This is a genomic window from Bradyrhizobium sp. USDA 241, assembly GCF_049739505.1.
Classification (GTDB): Bacteria; Pseudomonadota; Alphaproteobacteria; order Rhizobiales; family Xanthobacteraceae; genus Bradyrhizobium; species Bradyrhizobium liaoningense.
In genome coordinates this window covers 2,827,110-2,854,030 of the sequence record NZ_JBMGPZ010000005.1, presented here as the reverse complement: position 1 = coordinate 2,854,030, position 26,921 = coordinate 2,827,110, and the positions used below count along the sequence as shown (strand labels likewise).

General features: G+C 63.8%; 27 protein-coding genes and 3 pseudogenes. 12 read left to right on the top strand and 18 right to left on the bottom strand.

Annotated elements, in window-relative coordinates:
- The first annotated feature begins 153 nt into the window (after positions 1–153).
- Positions 154–1,407, top strand: coding sequence for an acyl-CoA dehydrogenase family protein (locus tag ABIF91_RS35635; protein WP_035718342.1), 1,254 nt, complete (start codon positions 154–156; stop codon positions 1,405–1,407).
- A gap of 39 nt (positions 1,408–1,446) precedes the next feature.
- Here ABIF91_RS35635 and kynU read toward each other — a convergent pair whose 3' ends face one another.
- From kynU to ABIF91_RS35610, 5 genes are all read right to left on the bottom strand, one after another.
- Complete coding sequence (gene kynU / locus ABIF91_RS35630; protein WP_028180726.1) at positions 1,447–2,649, bottom strand: kynureninase; 1,203 nt, start codon at positions 2,647–2,649, stop codon at positions 1,447–1,449.
- An 8-nt stretch (positions 2,650–2,657) separates the two neighbouring features.
- Positions 2,658–3,497, bottom strand: coding sequence for a tryptophan 2,3-dioxygenase (gene kynA, locus ABIF91_RS35625; RefSeq protein ID WP_028180727.1), 840 nt, complete (start codon positions 3,495–3,497; stop codon positions 2,658–2,660).
- A 35-nt stretch (positions 3,498–3,532) separates the two neighbouring features.
- Positions 3,533–4,345, bottom strand: coding sequence for an alpha/beta hydrolase (locus tag ABIF91_RS35620; protein ID WP_424579665.1), 813 nt, complete (start codon positions 4,343–4,345; stop codon positions 3,533–3,535).
- A 274-nt stretch (positions 4,346–4,619) separates the two neighbouring features.
- Positions 4,620–5,897: an ArgE/DapE family deacylase gene (locus ABIF91_RS35615; protein ID WP_028180729.1), complete on the bottom strand. Its 1,278-nt coding sequence runs from the start codon at positions 5,895–5,897 to the stop codon at positions 4,620–4,622.
- Between the two features lie 55 nt (positions 5,898–5,952).
- Positions 5,953–6,678, bottom strand: a complete 726-nt coding sequence (locus ABIF91_RS35610) for a pyridoxamine 5'-phosphate oxidase family protein (protein ID WP_028180730.1) — start codon at positions 6,676–6,678, stop codon at positions 5,953–5,955.
- Positions 6,679–6,753: 75 nt separating this feature from the next.
- Between ABIF91_RS35610 and ABIF91_RS35605 the strand changes: the two genes are divergently transcribed.
- Together ABIF91_RS35605 and ABIF91_RS35600 are read left to right on the top strand one after the other, a co-directional pair.
- Positions 6,754–8,223, top strand: coding sequence for a PLP-dependent aminotransferase family protein (locus tag ABIF91_RS35605; protein WP_424579664.1), 1,470 nt, complete (start codon positions 6,754–6,756; stop codon positions 8,221–8,223).
- Positions 8,224–8,290: 67 nt separating this feature from the next.
- Positions 8,291–8,536 carry a DUF6719 family protein gene (locus tag ABIF91_RS35600; RefSeq protein WP_028180732.1) on the top strand — a complete coding sequence of 82 codons (246 nt, stop codon included), beginning with the start codon at positions 8,291–8,293 and terminating at the stop codon, positions 8,534–8,536.
- 12 nt (positions 8,537–8,548) lie between these two features.
- On the opposite strand, the gene ABIF91_RS35595 is transcribed toward ABIF91_RS35600, so the two are convergent.
- From ABIF91_RS35595 to ABIF91_RS35585, 3 genes are all read right to left on the bottom strand, one after another.
- The gene (locus tag ABIF91_RS35595; protein ID WP_028180733.1) at positions 8,549–8,911 is read right to left on the bottom strand and encodes a hypothetical protein; all 363 of its coding nucleotides are present in this window, start codon (positions 8,909–8,911) and stop codon (positions 8,549–8,551) included.
- A 32-nt stretch (positions 8,912–8,943) separates the two neighbouring features.
- Positions 8,944–9,108, bottom strand: a complete 165-nt coding sequence (locus ABIF91_RS35590) for a hypothetical protein (RefSeq protein ID WP_162832001.1) — start codon at positions 9,106–9,108, stop codon at positions 8,944–8,946.
- A 622-nt stretch (positions 9,109–9,730) separates the two neighbouring features.
- Entirely contained in the window at positions 9,731–10,279 is a 549-nt protein-coding gene (locus tag ABIF91_RS35585; protein WP_028180735.1) for a CreA family protein, read from the bottom strand.
- 208 nt (positions 10,280–10,487) lie between these two features.
- Between ABIF91_RS35585 and ABIF91_RS35580 the strand changes: the two genes are divergently transcribed.
- From ABIF91_RS35580 to ABIF91_RS35550, 7 genes are all read left to right on the top strand, one after another.
- Complete coding sequence (locus tag ABIF91_RS35580) at positions 10,488–12,020, top strand: L,D-transpeptidase (protein ID WP_028180736.1); 1,533 nt, start codon at positions 10,488–10,490, stop codon at positions 12,018–12,020.
- A gap of 62 nt (positions 12,021–12,082) precedes the next feature.
- Positions 12,083–12,843 (top strand): IS5 family transposase gene (locus ABIF91_RS35575; RefSeq protein WP_110115998.1). Its coding sequence is split into 2 segments (ribosomal slippage): positions 12,083–12,422 and positions 12,422–12,843, totalling 762 coding nucleotides; the frame shifts between segments, so codons are not numbered across the junction.
- A gap of 271 nt (positions 12,844–13,114) precedes the next feature.
- Positions 13,115–13,378 (top strand): hypothetical protein, encoded by a 264-nt coding sequence (locus tag ABIF91_RS35570; protein WP_424579663.1) that lies wholly within the window; start codon positions 13,115–13,117, stop codon positions 13,376–13,378.
- A gap of 84 nt (positions 13,379–13,462) precedes the next feature.
- Positions 13,463–13,885 carry an IS66-like element accessory protein TnpA gene (gene tnpA / locus ABIF91_RS35565; RefSeq protein ID WP_424578819.1) on the top strand — a complete coding sequence of 141 codons (423 nt, stop codon included), beginning with the start codon at positions 13,463–13,465 and terminating at the stop codon, positions 13,883–13,885.
- On the top strand, positions 13,882–14,238 hold the full coding sequence (gene tnpB / locus ABIF91_RS35560) for an IS66 family insertion sequence element accessory protein TnpB (RefSeq protein ID WP_018273742.1): 357 nt from the start codon (positions 13,882–13,884) through the stop codon (positions 14,236–14,238). Before tnpA (ABIF91_RS35565) ends, tnpB (ABIF91_RS35560) begins: the two co-directional genes overlap by 4 nt.
- Positions 14,239–14,288: 50 nt before the next feature.
- A complete protein-coding gene (gene tnpC, locus ABIF91_RS35555) occupies positions 14,289–15,839 on the top strand; it encodes an IS66 family transposase (protein ID WP_035681142.1) in 1,551 nt (516 codons plus the stop codon).
- On the top strand, positions 15,836–16,486 hold the full coding sequence (locus tag ABIF91_RS35550; protein WP_063712394.1) for a UPF0149 family protein: 651 nt from the start codon (positions 15,836–15,838) through the stop codon (positions 16,484–16,486). The genes tnpC (ABIF91_RS35555) and ABIF91_RS35550 overlap by 4 nt, the downstream gene beginning before the upstream one ends.
- Positions 16,487–16,529: 43 nt before the next feature.
- Here ABIF91_RS35550 and ABIF91_RS35545 read toward each other — a convergent pair.
- Positions 16,530–17,225: pseudogene (locus tag ABIF91_RS35545) on the bottom strand (IS701-like element ISBj6 family transposase); the annotation flags it as partial.
- A gap of 92 nt (positions 17,226–17,317) precedes the next feature.
- On the opposite strand from ABIF91_RS35545, the gene ABIF91_RS35540 reads away from it, so the two are divergent.
- Positions 17,318–18,586 (top strand): IS256 family transposase, encoded by a 1,269-nt coding sequence (locus ABIF91_RS35540; RefSeq protein ID WP_014497957.1) that lies wholly within the window; start codon positions 17,318–17,320, stop codon positions 18,584–18,586.
- A 28-nt stretch (positions 18,587–18,614) separates the two neighbouring features.
- On the opposite strand, the pseudogene ABIF91_RS35535 reads toward ABIF91_RS35540, so the two are convergent.
- The 9 genes and pseudogenes from ABIF91_RS35535 to ABIF91_RS35495 all read right to left on the bottom strand — a co-directional run.
- Positions 18,615–18,815 (bottom strand): annotated as a pseudogene (locus ABIF91_RS35535) (transposase); the annotation flags it as partial.
- Between the two features lie 148 nt (positions 18,816–18,963).
- Complete coding sequence (locus tag ABIF91_RS35530) at positions 18,964–19,614, bottom strand: UPF0149 family protein (protein ID WP_063712394.1); 651 nt, start codon at positions 19,612–19,614, stop codon at positions 18,964–18,966.
- Positions 19,611–21,161 carry an IS66 family transposase gene (gene tnpC, locus ABIF91_RS35525; protein WP_035681142.1) on the bottom strand — a complete coding sequence of 517 codons (1,551 nt, stop codon included), beginning with the start codon at positions 21,159–21,161 and terminating at the stop codon, positions 19,611–19,613. Before tnpC (ABIF91_RS35525) ends, ABIF91_RS35530 begins: the two co-directional genes overlap by 4 nt.
- A 51-nt stretch (positions 21,162–21,212) precedes the next feature.
- The gene (tnpB, locus tag ABIF91_RS35520) at positions 21,213–21,413 is read right to left on the bottom strand and encodes an IS66 family insertion sequence element accessory protein TnpB (protein WP_424579846.1); all 201 of its coding nucleotides are present in this window, start codon (positions 21,411–21,413) and stop codon (positions 21,213–21,215) included.
- A 107-nt stretch (positions 21,414–21,520) separates the two neighbouring features.
- Positions 21,521–22,650, bottom strand: a protein-coding gene (locus ABIF91_RS35515) for an IS3-like element ISRj2 family transposase (RefSeq protein WP_086023025.1) whose coding sequence is annotated in 2 segments (ribosomal slippage) — positions 21,521–22,398 and positions 22,398–22,650 — 1,131 coding nt in all. Because the reading frame shifts where the segments join, the coding sequence is not laid out codon by codon here.
- 59 nt (positions 22,651–22,709) lie between these two features.
- Positions 22,710–22,937, bottom strand: a complete 228-nt coding sequence (tnpB, locus tag ABIF91_RS35510) for an IS66 family insertion sequence element accessory protein TnpB (protein WP_424579662.1) — start codon at positions 22,935–22,937, stop codon at positions 22,710–22,712.
- The gene (gene tnpA / locus ABIF91_RS35505) at positions 22,934–23,356 is read right to left on the bottom strand and encodes an IS66-like element accessory protein TnpA (RefSeq protein ID WP_424578819.1); all 423 of its coding nucleotides are present in this window, start codon (positions 23,354–23,356) and stop codon (positions 22,934–22,936) included. The genes tnpB (ABIF91_RS35510) and tnpA (ABIF91_RS35505) overlap by 4 nt, the downstream gene beginning before the upstream one ends.
- A 377-nt stretch (positions 23,357–23,733) precedes the next feature.
- A pseudogene (locus ABIF91_RS35500) lies at positions 23,734–25,187 on the bottom strand (IS91 family transposase).
- Entirely contained in the window at positions 25,187–26,047 is an 861-nt protein-coding gene (locus ABIF91_RS35495) for a tyrosine-type recombinase/integrase (protein ID WP_035695117.1), read from the bottom strand. The pseudogene ABIF91_RS35500 and the gene ABIF91_RS35495 overlap by 1 nt, the downstream one beginning before the upstream one ends.
- Before the next feature lie 240 nt (positions 26,048–26,287).
- Between ABIF91_RS35495 and ABIF91_RS35490 the strand changes: the two genes are divergently transcribed.
- On the top strand, positions 26,288–26,857 hold the full coding sequence (locus tag ABIF91_RS35490) for a glutathione peroxidase (RefSeq protein WP_028181744.1): 570 nt from the start codon (positions 26,288–26,290) through the stop codon (positions 26,855–26,857).
- The last annotated feature ends 64 nt before the right edge of the window (positions 26,858–26,921 follow it).

Below are 26,921 nucleotides of genomic sequence, written 5' to 3'. Positions count from 1 at the left end.
CGACTGCCCAATACAGTTCGTTCACTGTCAGCACAAAATCCGGGCGCTGTCGGGCAAGACCGTTACTGCGCACGCACATAGGCTTCTTCCCGTCAATCAGGGCGCGCCACGGGACGGCGCGTCGATATGTCTCGAGGTCTTGAGGAGGAAGCCATGCCGATCGATTTCACGCTCAGCCCGGAGCAGGCCGCGCTTCGCGAAGGCGCGCGCAGCTTCGCCAACACGGTGCTGAAGGACGTCCGCGCGACGATCCGCCAGTATAGCAGGCCGGACGAGCGCTTCTATGCAACGCGGCCGTTTCACAAGAAGGCGGTCGAAGCCGGCTTCGTCAAGGGACTGTTTCCGAAGGAGGTAGGCGGCACCGACGTTCCCGCACTCGACTTCGCCATCGCCGCCGAAGAGCTGGCCGCGGTCGATGTCAACGTGCCCAGCACGCTGCTCGGGACCGGTCTCTGCGTCAAACCCATCGTGTTCTTCGGGACGGAGGCGCAGAAGAAGCGCTTCCTGCCTGACTTCATCGAGGATGGAACCCGGCTCGGCGCGCTCGCCTTCACCGAGGTGACGGGCGGCGCGAACTTCGATGCCGTCGATCCGCGCTACGGCGTGAAAACCTTTGCCAGGCGCGAGGGCGACGAGTGGGTGATCAACGGCGAGAAGCACTACACGACGAATGGGACCGGCTGGGACGGCAAGAACTGCCATCTGTATGCAGTCGTGTGCCGAACCGATCCCACCAAGGGCGCGCAGGAGTCGCTAGCCGTCATCATGGTGCCAGGCAACCTGCCCGGCGTGCAGGTGACGGGAATTCTGGATACGGCGGGACACCGGGCGACGATCTCGCCGCGAATGAAGTTCGAGAACGTCCGCGTCCCCGCCGACAACATCATCGGCAAGCCCGGCGACGGGATCAAGATCGTCTCCACCAACTTTGCCTGGACCGCTGCGCTGATCGGCGCCGCCTGCGTCGGCGTCATGCGAGCTGCCTTCGATCATGCCCTCGACTTCGCCAGGAATGATGCCCGCTCCGGGCCGCACCCCATCATCGACTATCCGACCGTTGGCTACATGCTGGCCGACATCAAAATGAAGATCGAGGCCTGCCGCTACCTGACCTGGAAGTCCTGCCATCAATACGATCTGTCGGGCGGAAAGGAGCACGAGCTCGCCGTGATGACGAAAGTGTTCTGCTCGGAGACCTGCGTGGACGTCGTCTACGACTGCATGCGCGTGGTCGGGGTCGACAGCTACACCGACATGCACCCGCTGGCAGAACTCATGAACGATGCGATGTGCTTCCCGCTCTATGACGGCGGCAACATGGGGGCTCGCCGTCGGCAGCTCCACAGCATCATCAAGGGCTCGTCCTACGATGCGCATTTCGCGCCTTACGGCACGTTCGGCGCATGAATGCGGGGAGGATCCGCCCGCGGTGCCGGTCCTCCCTGCTCACGTCACGGCGTTCACGACCTGATACTCCGGCCGGCGCCACACCTCGCCTGCGATCACATCCTCGATGATCTCGGCCGCCCTCACTATCTCGCTCTCGCCGATATACAGCGGCGTGAGGCCGAACCGCATGATGTCGGGCGCGCGGAAATCGCCGATGACGCCGCGCGCGATCAGGGCCTGCATGGCGGCGTAGCCGCCCCCGAATGCGAAGGAGACCTGCGAGCCGCGGCGCTCATGCGCGCGCGGGGTGACCAGGTTCAAGGACGGGCAGCGGCGCTCGACCTCGGCAATCAGGAGATCACCGAGCGCCAGGGAGCGGGCGCGGACCTCGGCGAGGTCGACGCGGTCCCAGATGTCCAGCGAGGCCTCCAGCGCCGCCATGGCCAGCACCGGCGGCGTGCCGACACGCATGCGCTCGACGCCGCCGGCGGCGGCATAGGCGAGCTCGAAGGCAAAGGGCTTGGCATGACCCATCCAGCCCGACAGCGCGGCGCGCGCAGTATCGGCGTGGCGTGGCGCGACGTAGAGGAAGGCCGGCGAGCCGGGACCGGCATTGAGATATTTGTAAGTGCACCCCGCGGCGAAATCGGCGCCGCTCCCGGCGAGGTCGACCGGCAGCGCACCGGCGGAATGCGCGAGATCCCAGACCGTGACGATGCCGAGAGCATGCGCTTTCGCCGTCAGTTTCGCCATGTCGTGGCGGCGGCCGGTGCGATAGTCGACCTCGGTGAGGTAGAGAACGGCGACCTCCTCTGACAACGAGGCCTCGATTTCCTCCGGCGCCACCACGCGCAATTGATGGCCGCGCCCGAGCGTTTCGATCAGGCCCTCGGCCATGTAGAGGTCAGTCGGGAAGTTACCGGTATCCGACAGGATCACCTTGCGCGAGGCGTTCATTTCGAGCGCGGCGGCGAGTGCCTGATAGACCTTGAGCGACAGCGTGTCGCCGACCATGACGGAGCCCGCTTCCCCGCCGATCAGCCGCGCGATGCGGTCGCCGACATGACGCGGCTGGGCGTACCAGCCGGCGGTGTTCCAGGCGCGGATCAGCTCGTTGCCCCACTCGTCCGTGATGACGCGATTGACGCGCTCGGCAACGCCCAGCGGCAGCGCGCCGAGCGAGTTGCCGTCGAGATAGATCACGCCGTCGGGCAAATGGAACAACGCCCTGGTGTCGTCGTAGACGCGAAGCCGGGTCATGGACATCCCTACAGAATCGTGCGCACGCGCCAGAGTTCGGGAAACAGCTCGACCTCCAGCATGCGCTTGAGATAGCTGACGCCGCCAGTGCCCCCGGTGCCGCGCTTGAATCCGATGACGCGCTCGACCGTCGTCACGTGGTTGAAGCGCCAGCGGCGGAAATAGTCCTCGAAATCGACCAGCTTCTCGGCCAGTTCGTAGAGCATCCAGTGCGTCTCCGGCGCCTCGTAGACGATACGCCAGGCCTGCAGCACGCCTTCGTTGAAGCTGTGGGTCTCACGGACATCGCGCGCCAGCACCGCCGCAGGCATCTTGAGCCCGTTGCGGTCGGCGAGGCGCAACACCTCGTCATAGAGGCTTGGCGTTGCAAGTTCCGCTTCGAGCAGCTTGGTCGTCTCCGCATCGTGCGCGTGCGGCTTCAGCATGGCGTGATTGCGGTTGCCGAGCAGAAATTCGATCAGCCGGTATTGCCGCGACTGGAAGCCCGAGGATTGCCCGAGCTGCGAGCGGAAGCGGGTATATTCGCTGGGCGTCATCGTGCGCAGCACATCCCAGGCGCCGTTGAGCTGCTCGAAGATGCGCGACATCCGCGCCAGCATCTTCATGGCGGGCTGCACCTCGTCCTTCGCGATGGCCCGACGCGCGGCACTGAGCTCGTGGATAGCAAGCCGCATCCAGAGCTCCGTGGTCTGATGCTGGATGATGAACAGCATCTCGTCATGCGCCTCCGACAGCGGGTGCTGCGCGCCGAGGATCGCATCCAGTGCAAGGTAGTCGCCGTAGGACATCCGCCGAGCGAAATCGGTCTCGGCGCCTTCGCTCGTAGGATCGTAGTCACTGGACGTCATGACAGGTCCTTTCGATCGATCTTCCCGGGCTTTGCTCAGTCGAGGCCGACCAGGCGGGCGGTGATCGGCGATGACGGATCCTTCAGCCCGTCGATCACGGTAAAATGGTTGAGGCCGGGCTCGACGACGAGGCGGGTCGGCACGTCGAAGCCGGTCCAGACATTGGCCATCAGATCGGACTGGCGAATGAATTCGGGCCGCTCGCTGCCGCCGACCCAGACGGTCACAGGGGAATGCCCGCGCGGCAGATGCAGCGCCGCGCTTTCCAGCGTCGCCTCCTCCATCGTCATGCGCAACGTCTCGTTCATCTTGGTCTTCAGCAGCGGACGCAGATCGTGCAGGCCGCTGATCGAGAGTGTGCCGGCGATGCGGTTGTAGACGGCGGACTCGAGGCGGCTGTCGTCGCATAGCATGCGGGTGACGAGATGGCCGCCGGCGGAATGGCCGGCGAGCCGGATCGGACCTGCGACCAGCGAGGCCGCCTTGGCGATCGCGGCGGCGATCTCGGCTGTGATGTTGGAGATGCGCGCGGCCGGCGCCAGCGTGTAGCTCGGCAGCGCCACCGTCCAGCCATGATGGCGCGCGCCTTCGGCGAGATCGGTCCAGGTCGATTTGTCGAAGCGCAGCCAGTAGCCGCCATGGTCGAACACGACGAGGCCCTTGCTGTCGCCGTCGAGCAGGACCAGGTCGAGCTTCTGGCGCTCGCCGGCGCCATAGGCGATGTCCGGGCGAAACTCCTTCAGCGCGGCGCGATAGGCCGCCGCCCGCTCCGCCCAGAGCGCCGGCATCTTGTCCGAGCCCGCGATATGGGCCGAATTGGCGTAAGCGTCATCCCAATCGCGCGTCATGATTTCCTCGATGGACTTAAGGCTCCGCGAACCGAACGCCAGTCTGCCACCGGCAAGGCCGCCCTCCTAGTCTTTATTTTAAGCTTAAAGGATTCGGACACGCCCGAGTTTCGGGCAGCGGAGCAGCAGATATTCCGCCTGAATGGGGATCTGATGGACCGCTTCTCTCATTTGCGAGCGCAGCAAAGCAATCCAGGATCTTGCCGCCGGCAGCCTGGATTGCTTCGTCCATCGCTGCTCACAGCGACGGCTGAGAGAGCGACGCTCGACCGCGCTAGGCCTTCTCCACTCCGCACCATTCGGCAATGAACAGCGCCATCGCCTTGGTCGTCTTCTTCAGCGACTCCAGCTCGACGAACTCGTTGAAGCCATGCATCTCGCCTCCGCTGGCCCCGAAACACAGACTCGGAATGCCGTGATTCAGGCCGTAGAAGCGCGTGTCGGTGAGCGCGGTGAAGACGAGGTCCTCGACCGCGCCGCCATAAACCTTGCTGAAGGCCTTGCCGAACGCAGCTTCCGGCGCGGCGGCGTCGGTCAGTTCATAGCCTTCCGACAGGAAGCCCGACCATTCGATCTCCGGCGGATTGTTGGCCAGGAAGCGGTGGTTTCGCGCAGCAGCAGCAACGCAAGCCATGATCTCCTTCTGGTGATCGGCGATCGACCAGCCCGGCAATACCGCAATCCGGCAATCAACGTCGCACCAGGCCGGCACGCTCGAGGCCCAGTCGCCGCCCTTGATGATGCCGGGGTTGAAGTTGATGGGATGGTTGAGCGTCTTGAAGTGACGATCGGCCTTGGCGCGCTCGTTCCATTCGATCTCGAGCTTTTGCAATGCCTGGATCAGGTGATACGCCGCCATGATCGCGTTCGCGCCCGAGCCTGCGAAGGCAACGTGGGTCGGATGCCCCTTCACGCGCAGGCGAAACCAGATCACGCCAACCTGCGAGCGCACCATCTTGCCGCCGGTCGGCTCCGGAATGAAGCAGGCGTCGGCGCGATATCCGCGCTGCAGGGTCGAGAGTGCGCCGACGCCGGTGCTCTCTTCCTCGATCACGGACTGGAAGTGGATCCGCGCCGTCGGCCTGAAGCCGGCGGCCTTGATCGCGTCCAGCGCATAGAGCGCACCGATCGTGCCCGACTTCATGTCGCAGGCGCCGCGGCCGAACATCTTGCCGTCCTTGATGACCGGCGAGAATGGCGGCGTATCCCACAATTCCAGCGGGCCGGCCGGCACCACGTCGCAGTGCCCCTGCAGGATCAGCGATTTACCGCCATTGGTCTGCGGACGGTAAGTGCCCACCACGGAACGTGCCTTCGAGAAATCGTGCTCGATCGGACCGAAGCCGCGCAGATCCTTCAAATCGTCGACATTGATGTGCCAATCGTCGACCTCGTAGCCGCGTTGCCGCAGGAGATCGCCGATCATGTCCTGGCACGGCCCCTCCGCCCCGCGGGTCGAAGGGATCGCAACGAAATCGCGGGTGATTGCAAGCTGAGCTTCGAAGCCGCTGTCGACGGCGTCAAGAATCCTCTGCTGCGTTTCGGCATTCATCAGGGCAACTCCAGGCATCTCAATTGCTCTCAAGGAGTGCGCAAACTAGCCGATTTCAGCCGTTCGGGTACTCCACAAAATATGCATCCCGCAATGCATCTTCGAGCAGCCGGCCTTCGGAATAGCCATTCAGCGTCGCGGGCCGGCTCACACCGTCGAGCAGGCGCGGGCACGGCTCCGGGGCGCCGAGCACGGTGCGGACCGGAATGCGCTCAGCGTAGATCGGCAACGCATAGTCCTCGTCGTCGTCAGCGACACCTTTGGCCCGAATCTTGGCCGAGGCTTCCTCGATCTCCATCGCGATGAAGGAGGTTGCCTTGATCTCCTGCGCGGTGCTCTGCCGCAGGCCGGCGGTGCGATCCGGGAAGAAGCGGTCGACCATGGCGATCACCGCCCGCTCCTTCTCCTCGGGGTCGGTGACGAGATAGGCCGTGCCGAATGCCATGACCGCGCGGTAGTCGGCGGAATGGTTGAAGCCGCAGCGCGCCAGCACGAGGCTGTCGAGATGGGCGACCGTCAGGCAGACGCGCTCGCCCCTGCTCTGGTTGCGCAGCATGCGGCTGGCGCTCGAGCCGTGCCAGTAGAGCCGGGTGCCCTCGCGCCAGAAGAAAGTCGGCGTGCAATAGGGCTGGCCGTCGACCACATAGGAGACGTGGCACAGCATCGAGGCATCCAGGATGCGGTGGACCGTGGCGTGATCGTAGAAGCCTCGATCGTGCCGGCGCTTCACCTGGTTGCGCGCCGACGTCGGATAGGAATTTGAGGTCTCAGTCTGGCTCACGGCCGCTCCCGCTCGGATTGGAAGAATTCCAGCGCAGTTGTAGCGGGGCTTTTGGTCTGCGATAGTTCCAATTACATGCGAAAAATTCCGACCAATTCCTCCGCGCCCGGCAAGACCGAACTGCCCCTCGACCTCACGGGGCCGCACATCACGGCCGGCGCCTCCGCCGCGCACCGGCTCTATCAGGCGCTCTGCGAGACGATCGTCTCCGGCCTCGTCAAGCCCGGCGAGCTGCTGCCGCCATCGCGGACGCTGGCCAGGCAGACCGGCCTCCGGCGCAACGCCGTCGTCACCGCGTATGAGCGTCTGATCGCCGACGGCTTTGCCGACGCAACCGTTGGCTCCGGAACGTTCGTCGCCGCACGAATCCCTGCGCGGGTGGCCGAGCGGAACAAGCCGAAGGTGGTTGTCGAAACGCCCGGGCAAGGCGCGTTCGCGCTCGGCTGCACCCATATCGACGAGCGCGCGGTGCAGCGTTTTCGCGCCTTCGTCGGCCGCCGCATGCGTGCGTTCGGGGCCGAGCACCTGCATTATGGCGATCCCCGCGGCAGCCGCGAGCTCCGCGCGGCGATTGCCGATCATCTGCTGTCGGCGCGCGGCCTGCGCTGCGATCCCGATCAGATCATGTTGACGTCGGGCACGCTGCACGCGCTGCGCATCGTGCTGAGCGCGATCCTGAGGCCCAACGACCAGGTGTGGTGCGAGGACCCCGGCTATCCGGCCGCGCGAAAAACCATCGCGCATTGCAGCTATCGCGCGGTACCCGTCCCCGTCGACGAACACGGGATGCGTGTCGCCAACGGCCGCATCGCGGCGCCGGCCGCGCGCGCAGCCTACGTCACACCGTCGCATCAATTTCCACTTGGCGTGCAGATGTCGATGCCGCGGCGGCTCGAGCTTCTGGATTGGGCAAGGCAGGCCGGCGCATTCGTGCTCGAGGACGATTACGACAGCGAGTTCCGCTATGACGGCGCACCGCTGATGTCGCTCGCCGGCATCGATCGCCTCCAGCGCGTGATCTACCTGGGCACGTTTGCCAAGACGCTGTTTCCGGGCCTGCGCATCGGCTATTGCGCCCTGCCCGAACGCCTGATCGCGGACGTGGCGGCAGCGCACGCGGCGCTCGATCGCTTTCCCGGCACGCTGATGGAAGGCGCGGTGGCCGACATGCTCAATTCCGGCGCCTTCGCCGCGAACCTGAAGCGCGTGCGAAAACTCTATCGCGAGGCGCGTGATGCGCTCGCCGAGACGCTGGAGGCGAGATCCGACGGCGCTCTAACCGTGCCGGTGCCATCCCACGGACTGCATCTTGTCGCCCGGTTCGATCCTTCGGTCGACCTGTCGGTGGCAGCGCTGGCCAAACGAGCGGCCGGCGCCGAGGGCTGGCTATTGGCCGACACTTATTCGCGCGCGCGTCCACTGCCCGGCTTCGTGCTGGGATTTTCGGGGCATGCAATTCCGCAACTCGTGGCGTCCGCCGAGCGGCTCGCGCGGGAATCGCGCTCGGCCTTGCGCGCCAAGAGCAGATCTGGCCGGCGGGCGTAACCAAGCTTCACTATCAGAATCGCTGACCGGCCCCTACATTGCGGCTTCAATTCCGGGAGCTTCCGTCATGTCACTTCTTCGCACCGCCTGCTGTTCGCTCCTGATCGCCACCGCGCTTGCCTCGACGGCGCGTGCTGGCAGCGTCGGACGCGAGCAGGACATCGTCGATCTGAAGCTCGGTCAGCGTGTGCTCGTGGATGACGGAACCTGCCCCGCCGGTCAGGTCAAGGAGGTGCGCGGCGCCAAGATGACGGACAAGGGTGTCTCGCGCACGAGTTCCTGCGTGCCGCGGAACGGTCCGAAATCGAAATGATCAGCTGAGAAGCTACTTCGCCGGATCGAACATGCACTGCAAGGTCGGCTTGGCGATCTTGGTGAAGGTCGGGCCGATCTCACCCTGCTTGGATACCGGCACCCAATCGGTCTCGATCGTCGGCACGCCGGTCTCGGTGATGCCGCGCAGCAGCGCCTCGCGCAGATCGCGGTCCTCGACGGCAGCGGCGGCATGGTCGTGGAGGCAGCCGCAAACCGCTTCCGGATGCTCCCAGCGCCCGAGCATGCGCGGCGCGCACTGGCGCACGAATTCGCTGCGTGGATCGGGCAGCCGGGAGGGTGTGCGAACCTGCGCCTGAACGGAACCGACCGTCAGAAGGGACACGAACGCCGCGGCGCAGAGACGAAGCAACATGATGGCCTTGCCGGCTGTTGTCTTGTGTGCGGTCAGAAGCGCGCGGCGACCAAGATCGGCTGCGCTGGCGTGATGGTCACGGGAGAGCCGCTGTACTGGAAGGTGCCGACACCGGGGAGATTGCCGTCAGGCGCCCCCGCGAACGAGGAGCCGGCGAGCACGAAACCGAAAGCAAGGATGAAGCTGAGCGCGCGCATGATCTTTTATCCCAATTCGGTGGCCGGCGGTGCGCCGTCGTCGTTGTGACGCTGATAACCATGGGCGGTTTCGCGCGTGATGCGCGAAAAGCTGAAAATGGTTTCGTCGCCGTGAGAATTGTTTCGTCCCGTCCGTGACGACGAAACAATTTTCGGAAAATGCCAGTCATTTCAGAGAGGTCAGGCTACAGCTCAAAGTGGCCCGGCAAGTTCCGGCTCCAGCGCGGAAACGCCCCCTGCACCGGCGCCGTCATGTTCCCGCCTCAAGCGCTTCATACGCATTTTACGTTTTTCTGCTGAACAGGGCAGCAATCGAGGGCCGGGTCGATCCTATTGAACCAGGCGCGGTTCGGCCGCGACCCAAGCCATCGAAACCGAGACGCCTGATTGATCGGGCGCGTTCACGTGAGGAATGGCCACCATGAAGGCGGGAAATCGCGCAACGCCGCGCGATGCGGATCCACCGAGGGATCGCGGAGATGAACCACCCGTTCGCGGCAACGCCGGCGAAATGGCGCTGCAATCGAGCCGCGGCTTCGAGGCGGTACCGCAGATGTTCGTGCGGCTGACCGGTTCGCATCTCGCGAAACCGGGCGATCGTCTCTGAGCCAACGCAAGCGCGTCACTGAGTGAAGAACTCGCCGCACTTCTGGACGTTTGTGTCCGCCGGTCCCCACGGCATGATCGGCACGGTCGAGGTCGAGTTCTTGGGCGACCCCTCGATCAGCCTGTCCGAATAGACCATGTAGACCAGCACGTTGCGCTTGGCGTCGCAGCCGCGCACGATCTGCATCTTCTTGAAGAACAGCGAGCGCCGCTGCCGGAACATGTCGTCGCCCTGCTCCATCTTGTGCTTGAACCTGATCGGGGCGACCTGGCGGCAGGCGAGCGAGATGTCCGAGACCTCCTCGGCAAGGCCCAGCCACCCCTTGAAGCCCCCCTTCTCCGGCACCGTGAAATGACAGGCGACGCCCTCGACTTCCGGATCGTCGAGACCATAGGTCGCGAGCTTGTCGTTCGGGCTCATCCATTTGAACACGGTCGAGCGGCGGAAGATCAGATCGGGCTCGTCGGCGGCGGATGCCGACGCCATTGGCGCAGTCAGAGCCAGGAGGAATAAAGCGAGGCCTTTCAAGCGGATGCCTGAAAGACCGGGGAAACGAGATGACATGAAGCTCTCCGGTAACAAGTCCCCGCAATGTAGGAACGCGACAGCCCGACAGGAAGACGACCGGCAGCCCGGCGCGGCCGCCGTTTACCGCTCCGTGAGGCTTTTCTGCTACCGCTTGGACAAAAGTAGCTGATCGCAGAACCACCCTGCTGGTGAACGCGTATCCTCTTTGCGAGACTAACGTCTGATTTGGATTGTGGATTCGAGGATGAACAGCGTGAGTGGGTCGGGTTCTTCCGCCAAGTCGGCACGGCTTTGGCAGGTCGCTATTTTGACGGCAGCGGGTGCGATCGGCACGACCAGCCACGCAGACGCGGCGTTCTACTATTGGACGGATTATTCCGACGGCTCCTATTACGTCCGGCAGCGTCCCGAGCCACTGCGCCAGAAGCCGCAGAAGCGCCAAACAGTCGGCAAGAAAGAAGTCGCCGAGAAGGAAGCCGGCACCAAGCCGCAGGGACCGCTCGTCATCGTCGTATCGATCGACCGGCAGAAGGTGACGGTCTACGACAGCAAAGGCGCGTTCGCGGAATCCCCGGTCTCGACCGGCATGAAGGGTCATTCGACGCCGATGGGTGTATTCAGCGTCATCCAGAAGCACAAATTCCACCGCTCCAACATCTATAGCGACGCGCCGATGCCGTACATGCAGCGGATCACCTGGTCCGGCGTCGCCATGCATGCCGGCGTGTTGCCGGGTTATCCGGCCTCGCACGGCTGCATCCGCATGCCGATGTCGTTCGCCGTGAAGATGTGGAACTGGACCAGGATGGGCGCGCGCGTCATCGTCGCGCCCGGCGAGATGACGCCGCACAGCTTCTCGCATCCCCTGCTCGCCTCCGTGCGTGTGCCGCCGCAGCCCACGGCGAGCCTCGAACCGCAGACTACCGTCGGCGAGAAGGGCGACAAGGCCGCCGAAACCAAGCCCCTGGAGGCGAAGACTGCAAGCGCCGACAACGTGCTCGAGCTGCGCGCGTCGGTCGGCCATGGCGTGATGTCGGATGTGACCACGGGCAGCGCGCCCGCGCGCGAGGAAGCCGTCGCACCGGCCGACAAGGCCAAGACGGCCGAGGCATCCGGTACGGTCAAGCCAGGTCACGACGACAAGCCCGCCAACAAGGTCGAGGCGGTCAAAGCCGAGCCGGTCAAGACGGAGGCGGTGGACCCTGCGAAGACGCCCAATGCGCCGGCCACGGCGCCGACAATGACTGCTTCACCCGACGCAAAGAAGGACGAGACGCGCGTTGCCGACCCGGCGCCAGTTGCAAAACCGGAAACGCCCAAGCGGGCCGGCCAGATTGCCGTCTTCATCAGCCGCAGGGATTCCAAGCTCTATGTGCGGCAGAATTTTGCGCCGCTGTTCGAGGTGCCCGTCACGATCGCCGCGAGCGACCGGCCGCTCGGCACACATGTCTTCACCGCCGAAGTCGACAAGGCCGATGCCAATTCGCTGCGTTGGTCGGTAGTGTCGCTGCCCGTCTCCGCCCGTTCCGCGGCGCGCGCGGACGACAGCCGCCTCGCGCGCGGCCAGCGCGGCGCCGCCGTGATCCCCGTCGCCGCCAGGCCCGTGGTCACGCCGGACGGTCCGGCCGAGGCCCTCGACCGCATCTCGATCCCCGCGGAGACCATGGCGAGGATCAACGAGATGCTGACGTCCGGCGGCTCGATCATCGTCTCCGACCAGGGCATCAACCAGGGCGAGACCGGTGAAGGCACCGATTTCATCGTCCGCCTGTACTAGGGTCTGTACCTAAATAGCGCCACGTGATTCTCTTGCCTACGTGTTGATTCGGGGGCGAGAGAATGCGCGCTGGTTTGTTTTGGCTGAACGACAGGCAATGGGCGCGTATCGAACCGCATCTGCCGAGGGGACTGACGGGGCCGGATCGGGACGACGACCGACGCATCGTCAGCGGCATCATTCACATGCTGCAATCGGGTGCACGATGGCGTGATTGTCCACGTGAATACGGCCCTTACACGACGATCTACAATCGCTTCAATCGCTGGGCCAAGCGAGGACGATGGTGCGCAATCTTCGAAGCGCTGGCCAAGCCTGGCGAAGACGGCGTCGTACTGTCGCTCGACTCGACCTCGATTAAAGCTCACCGGTGTGCCTCCGGCGGAAAAGGGGGGAGCACAATCAAGCAATCGGCCGCTCGCGCGGAGGCCGCACGACAAAAATCCATGCGCTGAGCGATCCGCTCTGCCGGCCGGTCGTCCTGCATCTGACTCCAGGCCAGGATGCCGATATCGCTGCGGCTCCCGATGTCCTGGCGCTCGCGCCACCCATGAGCGTGCTCCTCGCCGACAAAGGGTATGATGGCGACAAGCTTCGCGGCGAAATCATTCGTCGTGGCGCCAAGCCCGTAATCCCCAATAAATCTAACCGTGTCGTCATCCATCGCTTCAACAAACGCGCCTACAAAGGACGAAATGTCATCGAACGCTGCTTTTGCAGGCTCAAGGACTTCCGGCGCATCGCCACGCGATATGACAAGCTCGCCCGTAATTTTTTGGCCGCTGTTCATCTCGCCGCTCTCGTCGCATATTGGCTCAATTGAGTCTGGACCCTAGCACTACTTTGGCAGAATGTGTTTTGGCCGCTGTTTTTCAAGGATTTGCTTTCGGCAATATGGGCATTGCTGAGGCGGCGGCCGAAGGATGAGATCGACGATGGCATGGCGTACGGCGGGCATGGTTGGTTGAGGCGGAGGCCCGTTGATTCTTTTTTTTCCGCCCCGCGTATGCGAGGCGACGATGTTGCAGGAAGGCGTAGGCAATCATTGTCATAAGGGCGTGGCGATGAAGACCTTGCCATGATCGCCCTTCGAAGTGATCAAGTCCAAGCTCCTCCTTCAACTGTTGATGCGCCTGCTCACAAATCCACCGTGCCTTGATGGTGGCGGCCAGCGTGCGCAGATCCGTCGTCGCCGGAAGATTGGCGAGATAGTATTTGCTCTCCCCGGAGGCACGTTGCTCGCCAATGAGCCAGACTTCGTCGCCTGGGAGATGCTGCTGACCTTTATCCCATATCCGCTGCGGAGGGCCGTCGGCGGTGCGGACACGGAGGGCAGCAAATCGGGCTTTGAGCGATAGCGGTACGACGACCCCACCTCGTTTAGGTGGACGGGATGAGCGAGACTCGCGCGTGGATTTGACAACGCGAGGGACGCTCGTTCCATGCATCAAGACAGACATCAAGACGGGCATGATGCCGCCTCCTATCAGCGGATCGAGGTGATCACAGGGGAGAGGCGACGGCGCAGTTGGAGCGATGCGGAGAAGGCGCGGATCGTGGCCGAGAGTGCCGATCCGGAGACGAGCATTTCCGAGGTGGCTCGACGCAACGGGGTGAACCGGGGACTGCTCAGTGTGTGGCGGCGCCAGGCGCGGCTCGCGTCGAGCGAAGCGCCGCAGTTCGTGCAAGTCAGGCTCCAGGCCGCCGTCGAGGCGCAGCCGAACGCGATCGATAAGGCGCATGTTCTGACGGATCCGGCCGAGCGGATCGAGGTGATGATCGCGGGCGCGACGGTGCGCGTGCCCGTCGGCGTCGACGCCGCGACGCTGGAGCGCGTGCTGGCGGCGGTGAGATCGACGCGATGATCTCTTTCGGTCCAATGGTCCGTGTGTTCGTCGCGACGCAGCCGATTGACTTTCGTAAAGGCGTTCATGGCCTTGTCGCGCTGGTAGCGGAGGGATTAGGCGGCAAGCCCTACAGCGGTGACGTTTATGTCTTCCGATCGAAGCGATCGGATCGTTTGAAGCTACTGGTTTTTGACGGCTCGGGAATGGTTCTAGCGACGAAGTGGCTGGAGAATGGGGGCTTTGCCTGGCCACCTGTTCGCGAGGGTACGATGCCGGTGACGGGGGCGCAACTGGCGATGCTGATTGAAGGTCTTGCGGAGTGGTCGCGTGTGGTCCCGAAGGTGACGAAGCGGCCGACGAAGGTTGCCTGAAGCGTCTTGTTTTGCTGGCGATTGCGAGTGCGTTCGTGTAGCTCTGCGATATGGCGCTTCGCCCCGAAGATCTCCCCTCTGACCCTGCGGCTCTTGCCGAGATGGTGCTGGCTTTCGAAGGCGAGAACGATGATCTGCGCGCAGAGATCGCCACGTTGAAGAGCCTGATCTTCGGCGCACGATCGGAGCGCGCGGCGATCGTCTGCGCCGAACAGATCGCGTTTGATCTGGAACGGACCGCCGGCTCACAGCTCCCGGCCAATGACGACAAACCGGACGCGCCGCGGCCGGAGCGGCGCAAAGCGAAGCGCAACATCGGCGCGCTGCCGGCGCATCTGCCTCGGGTCGAGCGGGTGATCGAGCCGGCGTCCACGCTGTGCCCGTGCTGCACGGGTCAGATGCATCGGATCGGCGAGGAGAGCAGCGAAGCGCTCGATCGGGTTCCCGCGTGGCTGCGCGTGCTCCGCACGATCCGTCCAAAATACGCCTGCCGCTCCTGTGAGGGCCCGATTGTCCAGGCCCCGGCACCGGCGCGGCTCGTCGAGGGCGGCATGGCAACGACGGCGCTGATCGCGCATATCGCCGCGGCCAAATATGCCTGGCAATCGACGCTCTATCGCCAGACGCAGATCCTGGCGGGTCAGGGTGTCGTCGTCGACCGTCAGACGCTGGCGCGCTGGATGGGGAGCGCGGCGTGGCTGGTCAGGGGCCTCTACGATCTGCAACTGAAGACTATGCACGGCTTCGAGCGGCTGTTCTGCGACGAGACGCCGATGCCAGTGCTCGATCCGGGACGCGGCCGCACGAGGATCTGCCAGTTCTGGGCGCACGCGACGGACGATCGGGCGTGGAAGGGGCCGGCGCCGCCGGCGGTCGCCTACGTGTTCGCAGGTGGTCGCGGCAAAAAGGAGATCGTGGCGCAGTTAGCCGGCTTCGAAGGCGTGCTGCAAGTCGACGGCTATGCCGCCTACGCCTCGCTGGCGGGCGATGCGATGATGTCGGGCCAGATCCAGCTGGCGTATTGTCTCGTTCACGCGCGCCGCAACTTCGTGAGGGTGCACAAGACGACGAACTCACCCTTCGCCGCGGAGGTCATCGAGCGCATTGCGGCCGTCTACGCGATCGAGGAGAGGATCCGCGGTCTCGATGCTGGGGAACGCCGCGCGACGCGACAGGCCGAGACGAAGCCGCTGATGGAGGCGTTGAGGGCCCGTCTGATCGCGGTGAAGGACGGGATCTCCCGCCGCTCGACGCTCATCAAGGCGATCGACTACATGCTCGAACGCTGGCAGGGCCTGACGACGTTCCTGGATGACGGGCGGCTCGAGCCGGACACCAACACGGTCGAACGATCGATCAGGCCAATTGCGATCGGAAAAAAGAACTCGTTGTTCAGTGGTGACGAAGGCGGGGGCGAGACCTGGGCGATACTCGCTTCGCTTCTTAACACAGCGAAATTGAATGGCCTCGACCCCGAGGCGTATCTCGTCGACGTTCTCGATCGCATGGTGAGCGGCGCCACGAAGACCAACCAGCTTCACGAACTTCTGGCCTGGAACTGGAAGGCCGCACGCGAAGCCGAAAAGCGGGCCGTGGCATGACGAAGCCGAAGCAAGGGCGGGGAACGCGAAAAGCACGCAAGACGACGATGGCGGACTATGCCATGTCGTTCGAACGGCTCGGGCAATGGATCAGCAAGCGCGCCAGGTCGCCGACGCTTCGGCATCCGCGGGCGACGTCGCTCTCCATGCTCGATGGCGCGGTGGCCGCGGTCGTCGCCGGGCCGGTCTCGATGGCGTCCGAGGAATGGGTGTGCCCGCTCCTCGGCGTAGATCCCGACGCCTTCAATCACGACACCGAGGAGTTCTCGGCAATCGCCGCCACGCTGATGCGCCACAACGCTATCAGCGAGACGCTGTCGACGAGACCGGAGAGCTTCGAGCCGCTGTTCGTGCGATCACCGGACGGCGAAGTCGACCCGCAGCCCTGGTGCATGGGCTTCTACGCCGTCATGAAGCTTCGGCTTCTCGTCTGGTCGCGGCTTCTCCCCCCGAATGGAACCGAACACCTTATGCTGCGGCCGATCTTGGTCCATTGCATCGACGACGCCGGTCGACCCTTGCTACCCCCGGCCCGGCGCACGCTGGGAACGCAGCCCATCATCCAAAACGCCTGGCGCAACATTCCAGCAACCGTCGAGGCCCTCCGGCAGTTCTGGATGCCTATACGCTTCAAGCGCGGTGCGTAGGCCGTCCGCACCAAGTCCGTGGCTCCGTGGGCCTCTCGTACCGTTTACCTTTGAGCCGACCTTTCGTCCCGCTACGCCAACTCACGGTTTTCCATTTGGCGCTGGCCAGCATTTGTTCTGCCGCAATCGATAAGATATCGGGCACGTGGTGCTTTCGTGGTTTGCCACGGACTTTGGTGATCGGCCAAATGAGCTTCACATCGACGGGATACACTTTCTGGTGCCGAGGGATACCGACCGCCCAGGCCAGCCCGCGCTCTGTTAGCCCTTGTCGAAACGGTGCGCTGAGGCCGTATCCTGCATCCGCCAGCACACATCCAAAGCGCATGTTGGCTGCCATCGCGCGGTCAATCTCGGCCAAAGCGATCTCCGGCTTGGACCGTGGCGTTCGGTGTTCGATTGGCACGCGAGCGCGCTTCAAACGGGGCATGTCGCTTGTCCAGCTGTCAGGCAGAAAGAGACGTAACGCGACCATCACTGGCACTTCGCCGCGCGCAAGCGTTAAAGACACCAGCGTTTGGCAATTTGCAGTTTTACCGAGAGCCGATGCGTATTGCGCCGCAACACCGACCGATCGCTCACCCTTCTTCGGCAGTGAGGTGTCATCAATAACCAGCACCGCATCCCTGCCGCCGACGAGTCGGTCCGCCTGGTTGAGCAGCTCTGTCTCCAGCGGCGTCGCGTCCCAGACACCGTCGGCAATGAAATGGTGCAACTGGTCGTAGTTGCTCGTGACGAGCTATGCGGGAAACTGGGTGATGACGGAATGAGATAGGCGGCGTATCGAGGCGGGTGTCGAGCCTGCCAGAACCTCAAGGAGAGCGATACGCCATGAACGAGCATAGCAACATTGTCCCACTGCGTCAGCCCGATGAGATCGACGATCCACTGACGAATATTTTGCGATCTGGAGCTCGGCAGCTGCTTGCGCAGGCTGTCGAGATGGAAGCCGAGGCGTTTCTCGCCGCGATGAAGGGCTTGAAGCTTCCCGATGGCCGCGACCGCCTCGTGCGACACGGCCATGGTCCAGTGCGGACGATCCAGACGGGGATCGGCGCCGTCGAAGTCGCCCGGGTAAAGATTCGCGATCGCGCGGTGACCAGCGATGGCGAGCGGATCCGCTTCACCTCGGCGATCCTGCCGTTGTGGGCACGGCGCACGAAGAGCTTGGATGCACTTTTGCCGGTTCTGTACCTGCGAGGCATCTCGACGGGCGACTTCCAGGAGGCGCTGGCGGCGCTCTTGGGCAAGGATGCGCCGAATCTTTCTCCGGCGGTGGTTTCCAGACTGACGACGGAGTGGCAGCTCGAGTACGAGCGTTGGCAGAAGCGCGATCTGTCGGCGCGCCGGTACGTATACGTGTGGGCGGACGGCGTCTTCCTGCAGGCTCGCATGGAAGACCACAGCGAATGCATGCTGGTGCTGATCGGCGCGACGCCGGAAGGCAAGAAGGAACTCATCGGCTTCCAGGTCGGCGTGCGCGAGAGCACGCAGAGCTGGCACGAACTGCTCGTCGAGGCGAAAACCCGAGGGCTGAAGATCGCCCCGGAAATCGCCGTCGGTGACGGCGCGCTCGGCTTCTGGAAGGCGCTCGACGAGGTCTTTCCCGCCACGCGACATCAGCGGTGCTGGGTGCACAAAACCGCGAATATCTTGAACAAAGTCGCAGTGTCGGTACAGGCCAGCATGAAGAAGGATCTGCGCGAGGTCTATTTGGCGTCCAACCGAGCTTCGGCCGAAGTGGCGATCGATGTCTTTGCCGAGAAATACGGAGCGAAGTACGACAAGGCGGTCGAGTGCCTGACGAAAGATCGCGACGCAATGCTTGCGTTCTACGAATTCCCCGCCGAGCATTGGGACCACTTGCGGACGACGAATCCCATCGAAAGCGTGTTCGCGACGGTCCGGCACAGAACGGTGCGCACGAAAGGTTCGTTATCGTCAACGACTGCCAAGTTGATGGTGTTCAAGCTGCTCTGCGCCGCATCAAAGACCTGGCGGCGGCTGAAAGGCACAAATCAGTTGCCGAAGGTCAGCGCAGGTGTCAGATTCGAAAACGGCATCGAGGTCATCCAAGTGCCGGAAAACCACGCCGCCTGATCGCCTCGTCACCCAAAATCCCGCATAGCTCGCTCGTGACAAGGCGTTCCGCCATCGGCTGAACGCTCTTGCGATCGCCAGGACCGATCAATCCCGCAACATACAGAGGACACATCCGCTGCCGGGTCTTATGACCCAGCCGGTCCAAGAACGGCATCAGCCAGCGTTCGAGTTCGTCTTCCCATCCCGGCATGGTCAGCCCTCCAAGAGCCGACCACCCATGAATCATTGAAAAATTGATTCGGGAATCTGGAGGGTTCTGTGAGGTCGCGCTCACGCGAGGGCGCGGCAAGCGCTTGTAACGCGACCTCATTGAAGCCGGATTGAACGTAAACGGTACGAGAGGCCCACGGAGCCACGGACTTGGTGCGGACGGCCTACGCACCGCGCTTGAAGCGTATAGGCATCCAGAACTGCCGGAGGGCCTCGACGGTTGCTGGAATGTTGCGCCAGGCGTTTTGGATGATGGGCTGCGTTCCCAGCGTGCGCCGGGCCGGGGGTAGCAAGGGTCGACCGGCGTCGTCGATGCAATGGACCAAGATCGGCCGCAGCATAAGGTGTTCGGTTCCATTCGGGGGGAGAAGCCGCGACCAGACGAGAAGCCGAAGCTTCATGACGGCGTAGAAGCCCATGCACCAGGGCTGCGGGTCGACTTCGCCGTCCGGTGATCGCACGAACAGCGGCTCGAAGCTCTCCGGTCTCGTCGACAGCGTCTCGCTGATAGCGTTGTGGCGCATCAGCGTGGCGGCGATTGCCGAGAACTCCTCGGTGTCGTGATTGAAGGCGTCGGGATCTACGCCGAGGAGCGGGCACACCCATTCCTCGGACGCCATCGAGACCGGCCCGGCGACGACCGCGGCCACCGCGCCATCGAGCATGGAGAGCGACGTCGCCCGCGGATGCCGAAGCGTCGGCGACCTGGCGCGCTTGCTGATCCATTGCCCGAGCCGTTCGAACGACATGGCATAGTCCGCCATCGTCGTCTTGCGTGCTTTTCGCGTTCCCCGCCCTTGCTTCGGCTTCGTCATGCCACGGCCCGCTTTTCGGCTTCGCGTGCGGCCTTCCAGTTCCAGGCCAGAAGTTCGTGAAGCTGGTTGGTCTTCGTGGCGCCGCTCACCATGCGATCGAGAACGTCGACGAGATACGCCTCGGGGTCGAGGCCATTCAATTTCGCTGTGTTAAGAAGCGAAGCGAGTATCGCCCAGGTCTCGCCCCCGCCTTCGTCACCACTGAACAACGAGTTCTTTTTTCCGATCGCAATTGGCCTGATCGATCGTTCGACCGTGTTGGTGTCCGGCTCGAGCCGCCCGTCATCCAGGAACGTCGTCAGGCCCTGCCAGCGTTCGAGCATGTAGTCGATCGCCTTGATGAGCGTCGAGCGGCGGGAGATCCCGTCCTTCACCGCGATCAGACGGGCCCTCAACGCCTCCATCAGCGGCTTCGTCTCGGCCTGTCGCGTCGCGCGGCGTTCCCCAGCATCGAGACCGCGGATCCTCTCCTCGATCGCGTAGACGGCCGCAATGCGCTCGATGACCTCCGCGGCGAAGGGTGAGTTCGTCGTCTTGTGCACCCTCACGAAGTTGCGGCGCGCGTGAACGAGACAATACGCCAGCTGGATCTGGCCCGACATCATCGCATCGCCCGCCAGCGAGGCGTAGGCGGCATAGCCGTCGACTTGCAGCACGCCTTCGAAGCCGGCTAACTGCGCCACGATCTCCTTTTTGCCGCGACCACCTGCGAACACGTAGGCGACCGCCGGCGGCGCCGGCCCCTTCCACGCCCGATCGTCCGTCGCGTGCGCCCAGAACTGGCAGATCCTCGTGCGGCCGCGTCCCGGATCGAGCACTGGCATCGGCGTCTCGTCGCAGAACAGCCGCTCGAAGCCGTGCATAGTCTTCAGTTGCAGATCGTAGAGGCCCCTGACCAGCCACGCCGCGCTCCCCATCCAGCGCGCCAGCGTCTGACGGTCGACGACGACACCCTGACCCGCCAGGATCTGCGTCTGGCGATAGAGCGTCGATTGCCAGGCATATTTGGCCGCGGCGATATGCGCGATCAGCGCCGTCGTTGCCATGCCGCCCTCGACGAGCCGCGCCGGTGCCGGGGCCTGGACAATCGGGCCCTCACAGGAGCGGCAGGCGTATTTTGGACGGATCGTGCGGAGCACGCGCAGCCACGCGGGAACCCGATCGAGCGCTTCGCTGCTCTCCTCGCCGATCCGATGCATCTGACCCGTGCAGCACGGGCACAGCGTGGACGCCGGCTCGATCACCCGCTCGACCCGAGGCAGATGCGCCGGCAGCGCGCCGATGTTGCGCTTCGCTTTGCGCCGCTCCGGCCGCGGCGCGTCCGGTTTGTCGTCATTGGCCGGGAGCTGTGAGCCGGCGGTCCGTTCCAGATCAAACGCGATCTGTTCGGCGCAGACGATCGCCGCGCGCTCCGATCGTGCGCCGAAGATCAGGCTCTTCAACGTGGCGATCTCTGCGCGCAGATCATCGTTCTCGCCTTCGAAAGCCAGCACCATCTCGGCAAGAGCCGCAGGGTCAGAGGGGAGATCTTCGGGGCGAAGCGCCATATCGCAGAGCTACACGAACGCACTCGCAATCGCCAGCAAAAACAAGACGCTTCAGGCAACCTTCGTCGGCCGCTTCGTCACCTTCGGGACCACACGCGACCACTCCGCAAGACCTTCAATCAGCATCGCCAGTTGCGCCCCCGTCACCGGCATCGTACCCTCGCGAACAGGTGGCCAGGCAAAGCCCCCATTCTCCAGCCACTTCGTCGCTAGAGAGCTGGCCCCGGTTGTTTGGACAGCGCCCCGCTGGATTTAAGTGGATTCCTGCCGGGTTATGCTGAACGCGGGGCTTTACGGTTTTGTCGTTGCGTCGGGAGGGCGTAGCCCGACCAGAGCGACGACAAAACCGTCGGCGACGGTCATGCGGCCATCACCATAGCTTGCGTGCCGAAGTAAGCCTCGTCGGGCGTGCGCCCGTCAAGGCTCGAGTGAGGGCGTCCCTGATTGTAGAAGGCCAGATACTTGGCAATTGACGCTCGCGCCTCGGACACGCTGTCGTAGGCGCGGAGATATACTTCTTCGTATTTGACCGTGCGCCAGAGCCGCTCGACAAACACGTTGTCGCGCCAGGCGCCCTTGCCGTCCATGCTGATGGCGATCTTCGCGTCCAGCAGCACATCGGTGAACTCGAGGCTGGTGAACTGGCTGCCCTGATCCGTGTTGAAAATCTCGGGCCTGCCGTGCTTCGCCAACGCCTCCTGGACCGCTTCGACGCAGAAGGCCGCCTCCATTGTGATCGAGACGCGATGGGCCAGGACCCGTCGGCTGAACACATCGACGACCGCCGCGAGATAGACGAAGCCACGCCGCATCGGAATGTAGGTGATGTCCATTGCCCACGCATGGTCGGGCCGCTCGATCTTCAATCCGCGCAACAGGTACGGGTAGATCTTGTGACCCGGAGCCGGCTTGCTCGTGTTCGGGCGACGATAGACCGCCTCGATCCCCATGCGCTTCATCAGCGTCGCGATGTGGCGGCGACCGGCGTATACGCCCTCCCGCCGCAGCAACGATCGCAGCATACGCGCTCCCGCGAAGGGATAATCGAGATGCAGCTCATCGAGCCGACGCATCAAGGCAAGGTCCTCGGCCGAAACTGGCCGAGGTTCATAGTAGACCGTGCTGCGAGCCAGCTTCAGGACCTTCGCCTGGCGCACGATAGAAAGATCATGACCGCGGTCGATCATCGCTTTGCGCTCAGCAGGCCCGCCTTGGTGAGCGCGCCGGACAAAAAATCGTTTTCCAACGCCAGCTCGCCGATCTTGGCATGTAACGCCTTCAAATCGACCGGCGTCTCGGCCGATGTCTTGTCATGCCCAAACACGCCGGCGGCGCCTTCCAGGAGCTGGTTTTTCCAGATCGTGATCTGGTTCGGATGAACATCAAACAGTTGCGCCAGCTCCGCCAGTGTCTTGTCGCCTTTGACCGCAGCCAAAGCAACCTTCGCCTTGAATGCCGGAGAATGCGTCCGGCGGCTCTTCTTCGTCATCTTCGCTCCTGATTCGCAGCAAGAATCCTCGCCGCTGTCAGGCAGAAAATCCACTCAAGCTACTGTCCGAATTTGCGGGGCCAGCTCTCTTGAACCATTCCCGAGCCGTCAAAAACCAGTAGCTTCAAACGATCCGATCGCTTCGATCGGAAGACATAAACGTCACCGCTGTAGGGCTTGCCGCCTAATCCCTCCGCTACCAGCGCGACAAGGCCATGAACGCCTTTACGAAAGTCAATCGGCTGCGTCGCGACGAACACACGGACCATTGGACCGAAAGAGATCATCGCGTCGATCTCACCGCCGCCAGCACGCGCTCCAGCGTCGCGGCGTCGACGCCGACGGGCACGCGCACCGTCGCGCCCGCGATCATCACCTCGATCCGCTCGGCCGGATCCGTCAGAACATGCGCCTTATCGATCGCGTTCGGCTGCGCCTCGACGGCGGCCTGGAGCCTGACTTGCACGAACTGCGGCGCTTCGCTCGACGCGAGCCGCGCCTGGCGCCGCCACACACTGAGCAGTCCCCGGTTCACCCCGTTGCGTCGAGCCACCTCGGAAATGCTCGTCTCCGGATCGGCACTCTCGGCCACGATCCGCGCCTTCTCCGCATCGCTCCAACTGCGCCGTCGCCTCTCCCCTGTGATCACCTCGATCCGCTGATAGGAGGCGGCATCATGCCCGTCTTGATGTCTGTCTTGATGCATGGAACGAGCGTCCCTCGCGTTGTCAAATCCACGCGCGAGTCTCGCTCATCCCGTCCACCTAAACGAGGTGGGGTCGTCGTACCGCTATCGATTGAACGAAGCCGCGGGAGAATATGCACGGTGGTGCGGCTATGGGGATAGTTTGAGATCGCGGGTTGCTATCGGCAGACTGCGGAGCTGACGCGGCGACGTTTTGGTTGCGCAATGGCGGCAACTTGAGACAGAGAGCATTTTACCGGCTGTAGCGATCGATGGCCCGCTGCATCGAACAATTTCCATCGCGCTGTTTGGCCGCACGGATTCGGCAGCGTCTGCGATGATCGAGACGATGGGATCATAATGACGAATGACGATCTTCGTGCACGGTATAAGTTGGCTCACGATGTGTCGCACCGGTACGATTGGGTGGGAGCGCCGGAACAGCTGAAGCTGTGTCGAAAGCGCTCGATGATGCGCATGACGCCACCACAATCAGGGCAGGCGGGAGCCTTGGCCCACGCCAGAGCGTCCGAATCCACAGGCGACGGCTCGCCATCGTTTGGCGGTGTCCGCTCACGATCGAGAAGTTTGCGGCAAAGAGCAAGTTTGGCAGCGCGATGGCCGTTGGCCATGAAGCCGAAGTGGCGGATGCGATGGAAGCCATCGGGCAGCGTGTGAAGAAGGAAGCGGCGGATGAACTCGTCGGGCTTGAGCTTCATGATCTTTGTCGCGCCATTCTGGCGGTAGTCCTTCCAGGTAAAGGCGACGTGATCCTCGTCGAGGGCGACGAGCCGGCTGTTGGCGATTGCAACGCGATGGGTATAGCGGCCGAGATAGGCCAGCACCTGCGCGGGGCCGCCGAACGGCCGTTTGGCGTAGACGACCCAGCTGATGCGCCGCATAGCGACGAGGTGAGCTGCGAAGGCGGCAGGCTCGGCCAGGGATGCGAGATCGCCGAAGAAGTTCAGGGTGCCGGCGTCGAAGGCGGCGGTCAGACGTTCGAGGAACAGGCGTCTGAACAGCCGGGCGAGCGGTTTGACGGCCAGGAAGAAGTTTGGTCGGCTGGCGATCCAGTGCGCGCTATCGGGCGAGAGGCCGCCGCCCGGCACGACGCAGTGGACGTGGGGATGGTGCGTCAGCGCCTGCCCCCAGGTGTGGAGGACGGCGACGACGCCGATCCCGGCGCCGAGCCGGCGTGGATTGGCGTCGAAGGCGGCGGTCAGACGTTCGAGGAACAGGCGTCTGAACAGCCGGGCGAGCGGTTTGACGGCCAGGAAGAAGTTTGGTCGGCTGGCGATCCAGTGCGCGCTATCGGGCGAGAGGCCGCCGCCCGGCACGACGCAGTGGACGTGGGGATGGTGCGTCAGCGCCTGCCCCCAGGTGTGGAGGACGGCGACGACGCCGATCCCGGCGCCGAGCCGGCGTGGATTGGCGGCGAGCGTCGACATTGCCTCGGCGGCGGCTTTGAACAGGATCGCATAAACGATGGCCTTGTTCTGAAAGGCGATCGCGGCGATCGGAGCCGGCAGTGTGAAGACGATGTGGAAATAGGGAACCGGCAGCAGGTCGGCTTCTCGCGCGGCGAGCCACGCGGCTCGTCTGGCCCCTGACACTTCGGACAGTGCCGGTTGCGACAGGAATTATAGGCGATCCGCGTCATGCCGCAGTCGTCGCAAGCCTCCATGTGGCCGCCGAGCGCCTCGGTCCGGCACGCCACGATCGCGCTCATCACGCGCCGCTCGACCCGACCGAGATGACCGGCATGTACACGGCGATAGGTGTCGCCATGCCGGCGCAGAATATCGGCGATCTCGATGGCGGGCCTGTTGCAGCGGCTGTCGGGGCGGATCATCACCCGCATCCCGCCGCGGCCAGCGACAGGCGATCGAGCGGGCTCTGCGTCGCCCGGATCGTATCGGTGGCGACCTGCGTGTAGCGCGCTGTCGACGACAAATTATTGTGCCCGAGCAAGACCTGGATGATCCGGATATCGGTTCCGTTCTCGAGAAGATGCGTCGCGAAGCTGTGGCGCAGCGTGTGGAGCGTGACGCGCTTGGTCAGGCCCGCAGCCTTCACCGCAGACCGACAGGCGGCGTGCAACACGGTCTGATCGATCGGATGATCTTCGTCACGACCAGGGAACAGATAAAGCCGCGGCCGGGCGAGCCGCCAGTACGTGCGCAGGATACCCAGCAGCTGGGGCGACAGCATCACGTTGCGGTCCTTCGCCCCCTTGCCGTGGCGCACCTGGATGACGCCGCGGGCGCTGTCGATGTCTTCGATCCGCAGTCCCGCGACTTCGGAGGCCCTGAGTCCGGCCGCATAGGCCGTGGTGAGCGCGGCGCGGCTCTTCAGGCTGGACACGGCCTCGAGGAACTGAACCACTTCGTCGGCGCTGAGCACGACCGGCAGCTTGCGCGGTTCTCGCGCATAGGGAATGCGCTCCGGGATCAGTGCCTCGCCGAGCGTGACGCCGTAGAAAAACCGTAGCGCACAGACGATCTGGTTCAGCGCCGGCCATGAGATGCCGGTCGAGACCAGATGCACCTGGAAGGCGCGGACGTCTTCCAGCTCTAACCGGTCAGGCGATCGGCCAAAATAGCGGCTGAACTTCGAAACCGCGCTGATGTAGGATCGTTGCGTCGCCGGCGACAGATTGCGGACGGTCATGTCTTCGATCATGCGGCGGCGAAGAGGGCTCAAATCGGCCATCTCATACTCCTGTCTGAGGGGGTGGGCTCTAACACCCACATCCTCTCAGCCAGGAGGCGATCTACGCCACCTTGCCCCTCACGCCGCGGCAGCGGCTTCGTTCAATCCTATAAAACGCGGCAAAATCAACAATCTGCCAAAGTAGTGCTAGGCTTCGTCGCTCCCGATAACGCGGTGTTGAGCAGTCCGGTCGTGCCGCCGGGGTAACATGCGGCCCGGATCATTTCGGGGGACGCCGTCATGATGAATCGCAGGACCATGCTCGTCGCAACGGTTGCTGGCACGATCGCGCCGGCAGCACGCGCTTTTGCCGATGGCGGCATGAGCCGGATCTCGGCCTACGCCTTCTCCTTCCCCGCATTGTCTGGTGACGACATCCGCCTCGCCGCGTTCACCGGCAAACCGCTGCTGGTGGTGAACACTGCCTCGCTCTGTGGCTACACGCCGCAATATGCCGGCCTGCAAGAGCTATGGAACGATTTCCGCCCCCGCGGGCTCACCGTGATCGGCGTACCTTCCAACGACTTCGGGGCTCAGGAGCCCGGCGGCGCGAGCGAGATCACGGAGACCGCGCACCACCAATATGGTGTTACCTTCCCGGTTACGGCCAAGGCCGTGGTGGTCGGAGCGAAGGCGCATCCATTCTACAGATGGGCTGCCGAGGCGCGACCGAAGGAAGTTCCGAAGTGGAACTTCCACAAATACCTGATCGGCCGCGACGGCTATATCGCCGACGTCTTTGCGTCCGCGGTCGACCCGGCCGACACGCGAATCAAGACGGCCATTGCCAGGGCGCTGGCCGACAGTTGACGCAGGTACGCCATCCGGCTGGGCACAAGTGTCGGGGCGCGTCAAACAGCCGTTGCAATGGCGA

Bases quoted from the DNA above. Each gene is read 5' to 3' on its own strand.
- ABIF91_RS35635 (WP_035718342.1), top strand. From the start codon at position 154: ATGCCGATCGATTTCACGCTCAGCCCGGAGCAGGCCGCGCTTCGCGAA.
- kynU (WP_028180726.1), bottom strand. From the start codon at position 2,649: ATGACCCGGCTTCGCGTCTACGACGACACCAGGGCGTTGTTCCATTTG.
- kynA (WP_028180727.1), bottom strand. From the start codon at position 3,497: ATGACGTCCAGTGACTACGATCCTACGAGCGAAGGCGCCGAGACCGAT.
- ABIF91_RS35620 (WP_424579665.1), bottom strand. From the start codon at position 4,345: ATGACGCGCGATTGGGATGACGCTTACGCCAATTCGGCCCATATCGCG.
- ABIF91_RS35615 (WP_028180729.1), bottom strand. From the start codon at position 5,897: ATGAATGCCGAAACGCAGCAGAGGATTCTTGACGCCGTCGACAGCGGC.
- ABIF91_RS35605 (WP_424579664.1), top strand. From the start codon at position 6,754: ATGCGAAAAATTCCGACCAATTCCTCCGCGCCCGGCAAGACCGAACTG.
- ABIF91_RS35600 (WP_028180732.1), top strand. From the start codon at position 8,291: ATGTCACTTCTTCGCACCGCCTGCTGTTCGCTCCTGATCGCCACCGCG.
- ABIF91_RS35595 (WP_028180733.1), bottom strand. From the start codon at position 8,911: ATGTTGCTTCGTCTCTGCGCCGCGGCGTTCGTGTCCCTTCTGACGGTC.
- ABIF91_RS35590 (WP_162832001.1), bottom strand. From the start codon at position 9,108: ATGCGCGCGCTCAGCTTCATCCTTGCTTTCGGTTTCGTGCTCGCCGGC.
- ABIF91_RS35585 (WP_028180735.1), bottom strand. From the start codon at position 10,279: ATGTCATCTCGTTTCCCCGGTCTTTCAGGCATCCGCTTGAAAGGCCTC.
- ABIF91_RS35580 (WP_028180736.1), top strand. From the start codon at position 10,488: ATGAACAGCGTGAGTGGGTCGGGTTCTTCCGCCAAGTCGGCACGGCTT.
- tnpA (WP_424578819.1), top strand. From the start codon at position 13,463: ATGCATCAAGACAGACATCAAGACGGGCATGATGCCGCCTCCTATCAG.
- tnpB (WP_018273742.1), top strand. From the start codon at position 13,882: ATGATCTCTTTCGGTCCAATGGTCCGTGTGTTCGTCGCGACGCAGCCG.
- tnpC (WP_035681142.1), top strand. From the start codon at position 14,289: ATGGCGCTTCGCCCCGAAGATCTCCCCTCTGACCCTGCGGCTCTTGCC.
- ABIF91_RS35550 (WP_063712394.1), top strand. From the start codon at position 15,836: ATGACGAAGCCGAAGCAAGGGCGGGGAACGCGAAAAGCACGCAAGACG.
- ABIF91_RS35540 (WP_014497957.1), top strand. From the start codon at position 17,318: ATGAACGAGCATAGCAACATTGTCCCACTGCGTCAGCCCGATGAGATC.
- ABIF91_RS35530 (WP_063712394.1), bottom strand. From the start codon at position 19,614: ATGACGAAGCCGAAGCAAGGGCGGGGAACGCGAAAAGCACGCAAGACG.
- tnpC (WP_035681142.1), bottom strand. From the start codon at position 21,161: ATGGCGCTTCGCCCCGAAGATCTCCCCTCTGACCCTGCGGCTCTTGCC.
- tnpB (WP_424579662.1), bottom strand. From the start codon at position 22,937: ATGATCTCTTTCGGTCCAATGGTCCGTGTGTTCGTCGCGACGCAGCCG.
- tnpA (WP_424578819.1), bottom strand. From the start codon at position 23,356: ATGCATCAAGACAGACATCAAGACGGGCATGATGCCGCCTCCTATCAG.
- ABIF91_RS35495 (WP_035695117.1), bottom strand. From the start codon at position 26,047: ATGGCCGATTTGAGCCCTCTTCGCCGCCGCATGATCGAAGACATGACC.
- ABIF91_RS35490 (WP_028181744.1), top strand. From the start codon at position 26,288: ATGATGAATCGCAGGACCATGCTCGTCGCAACGGTTGCTGGCACGATC.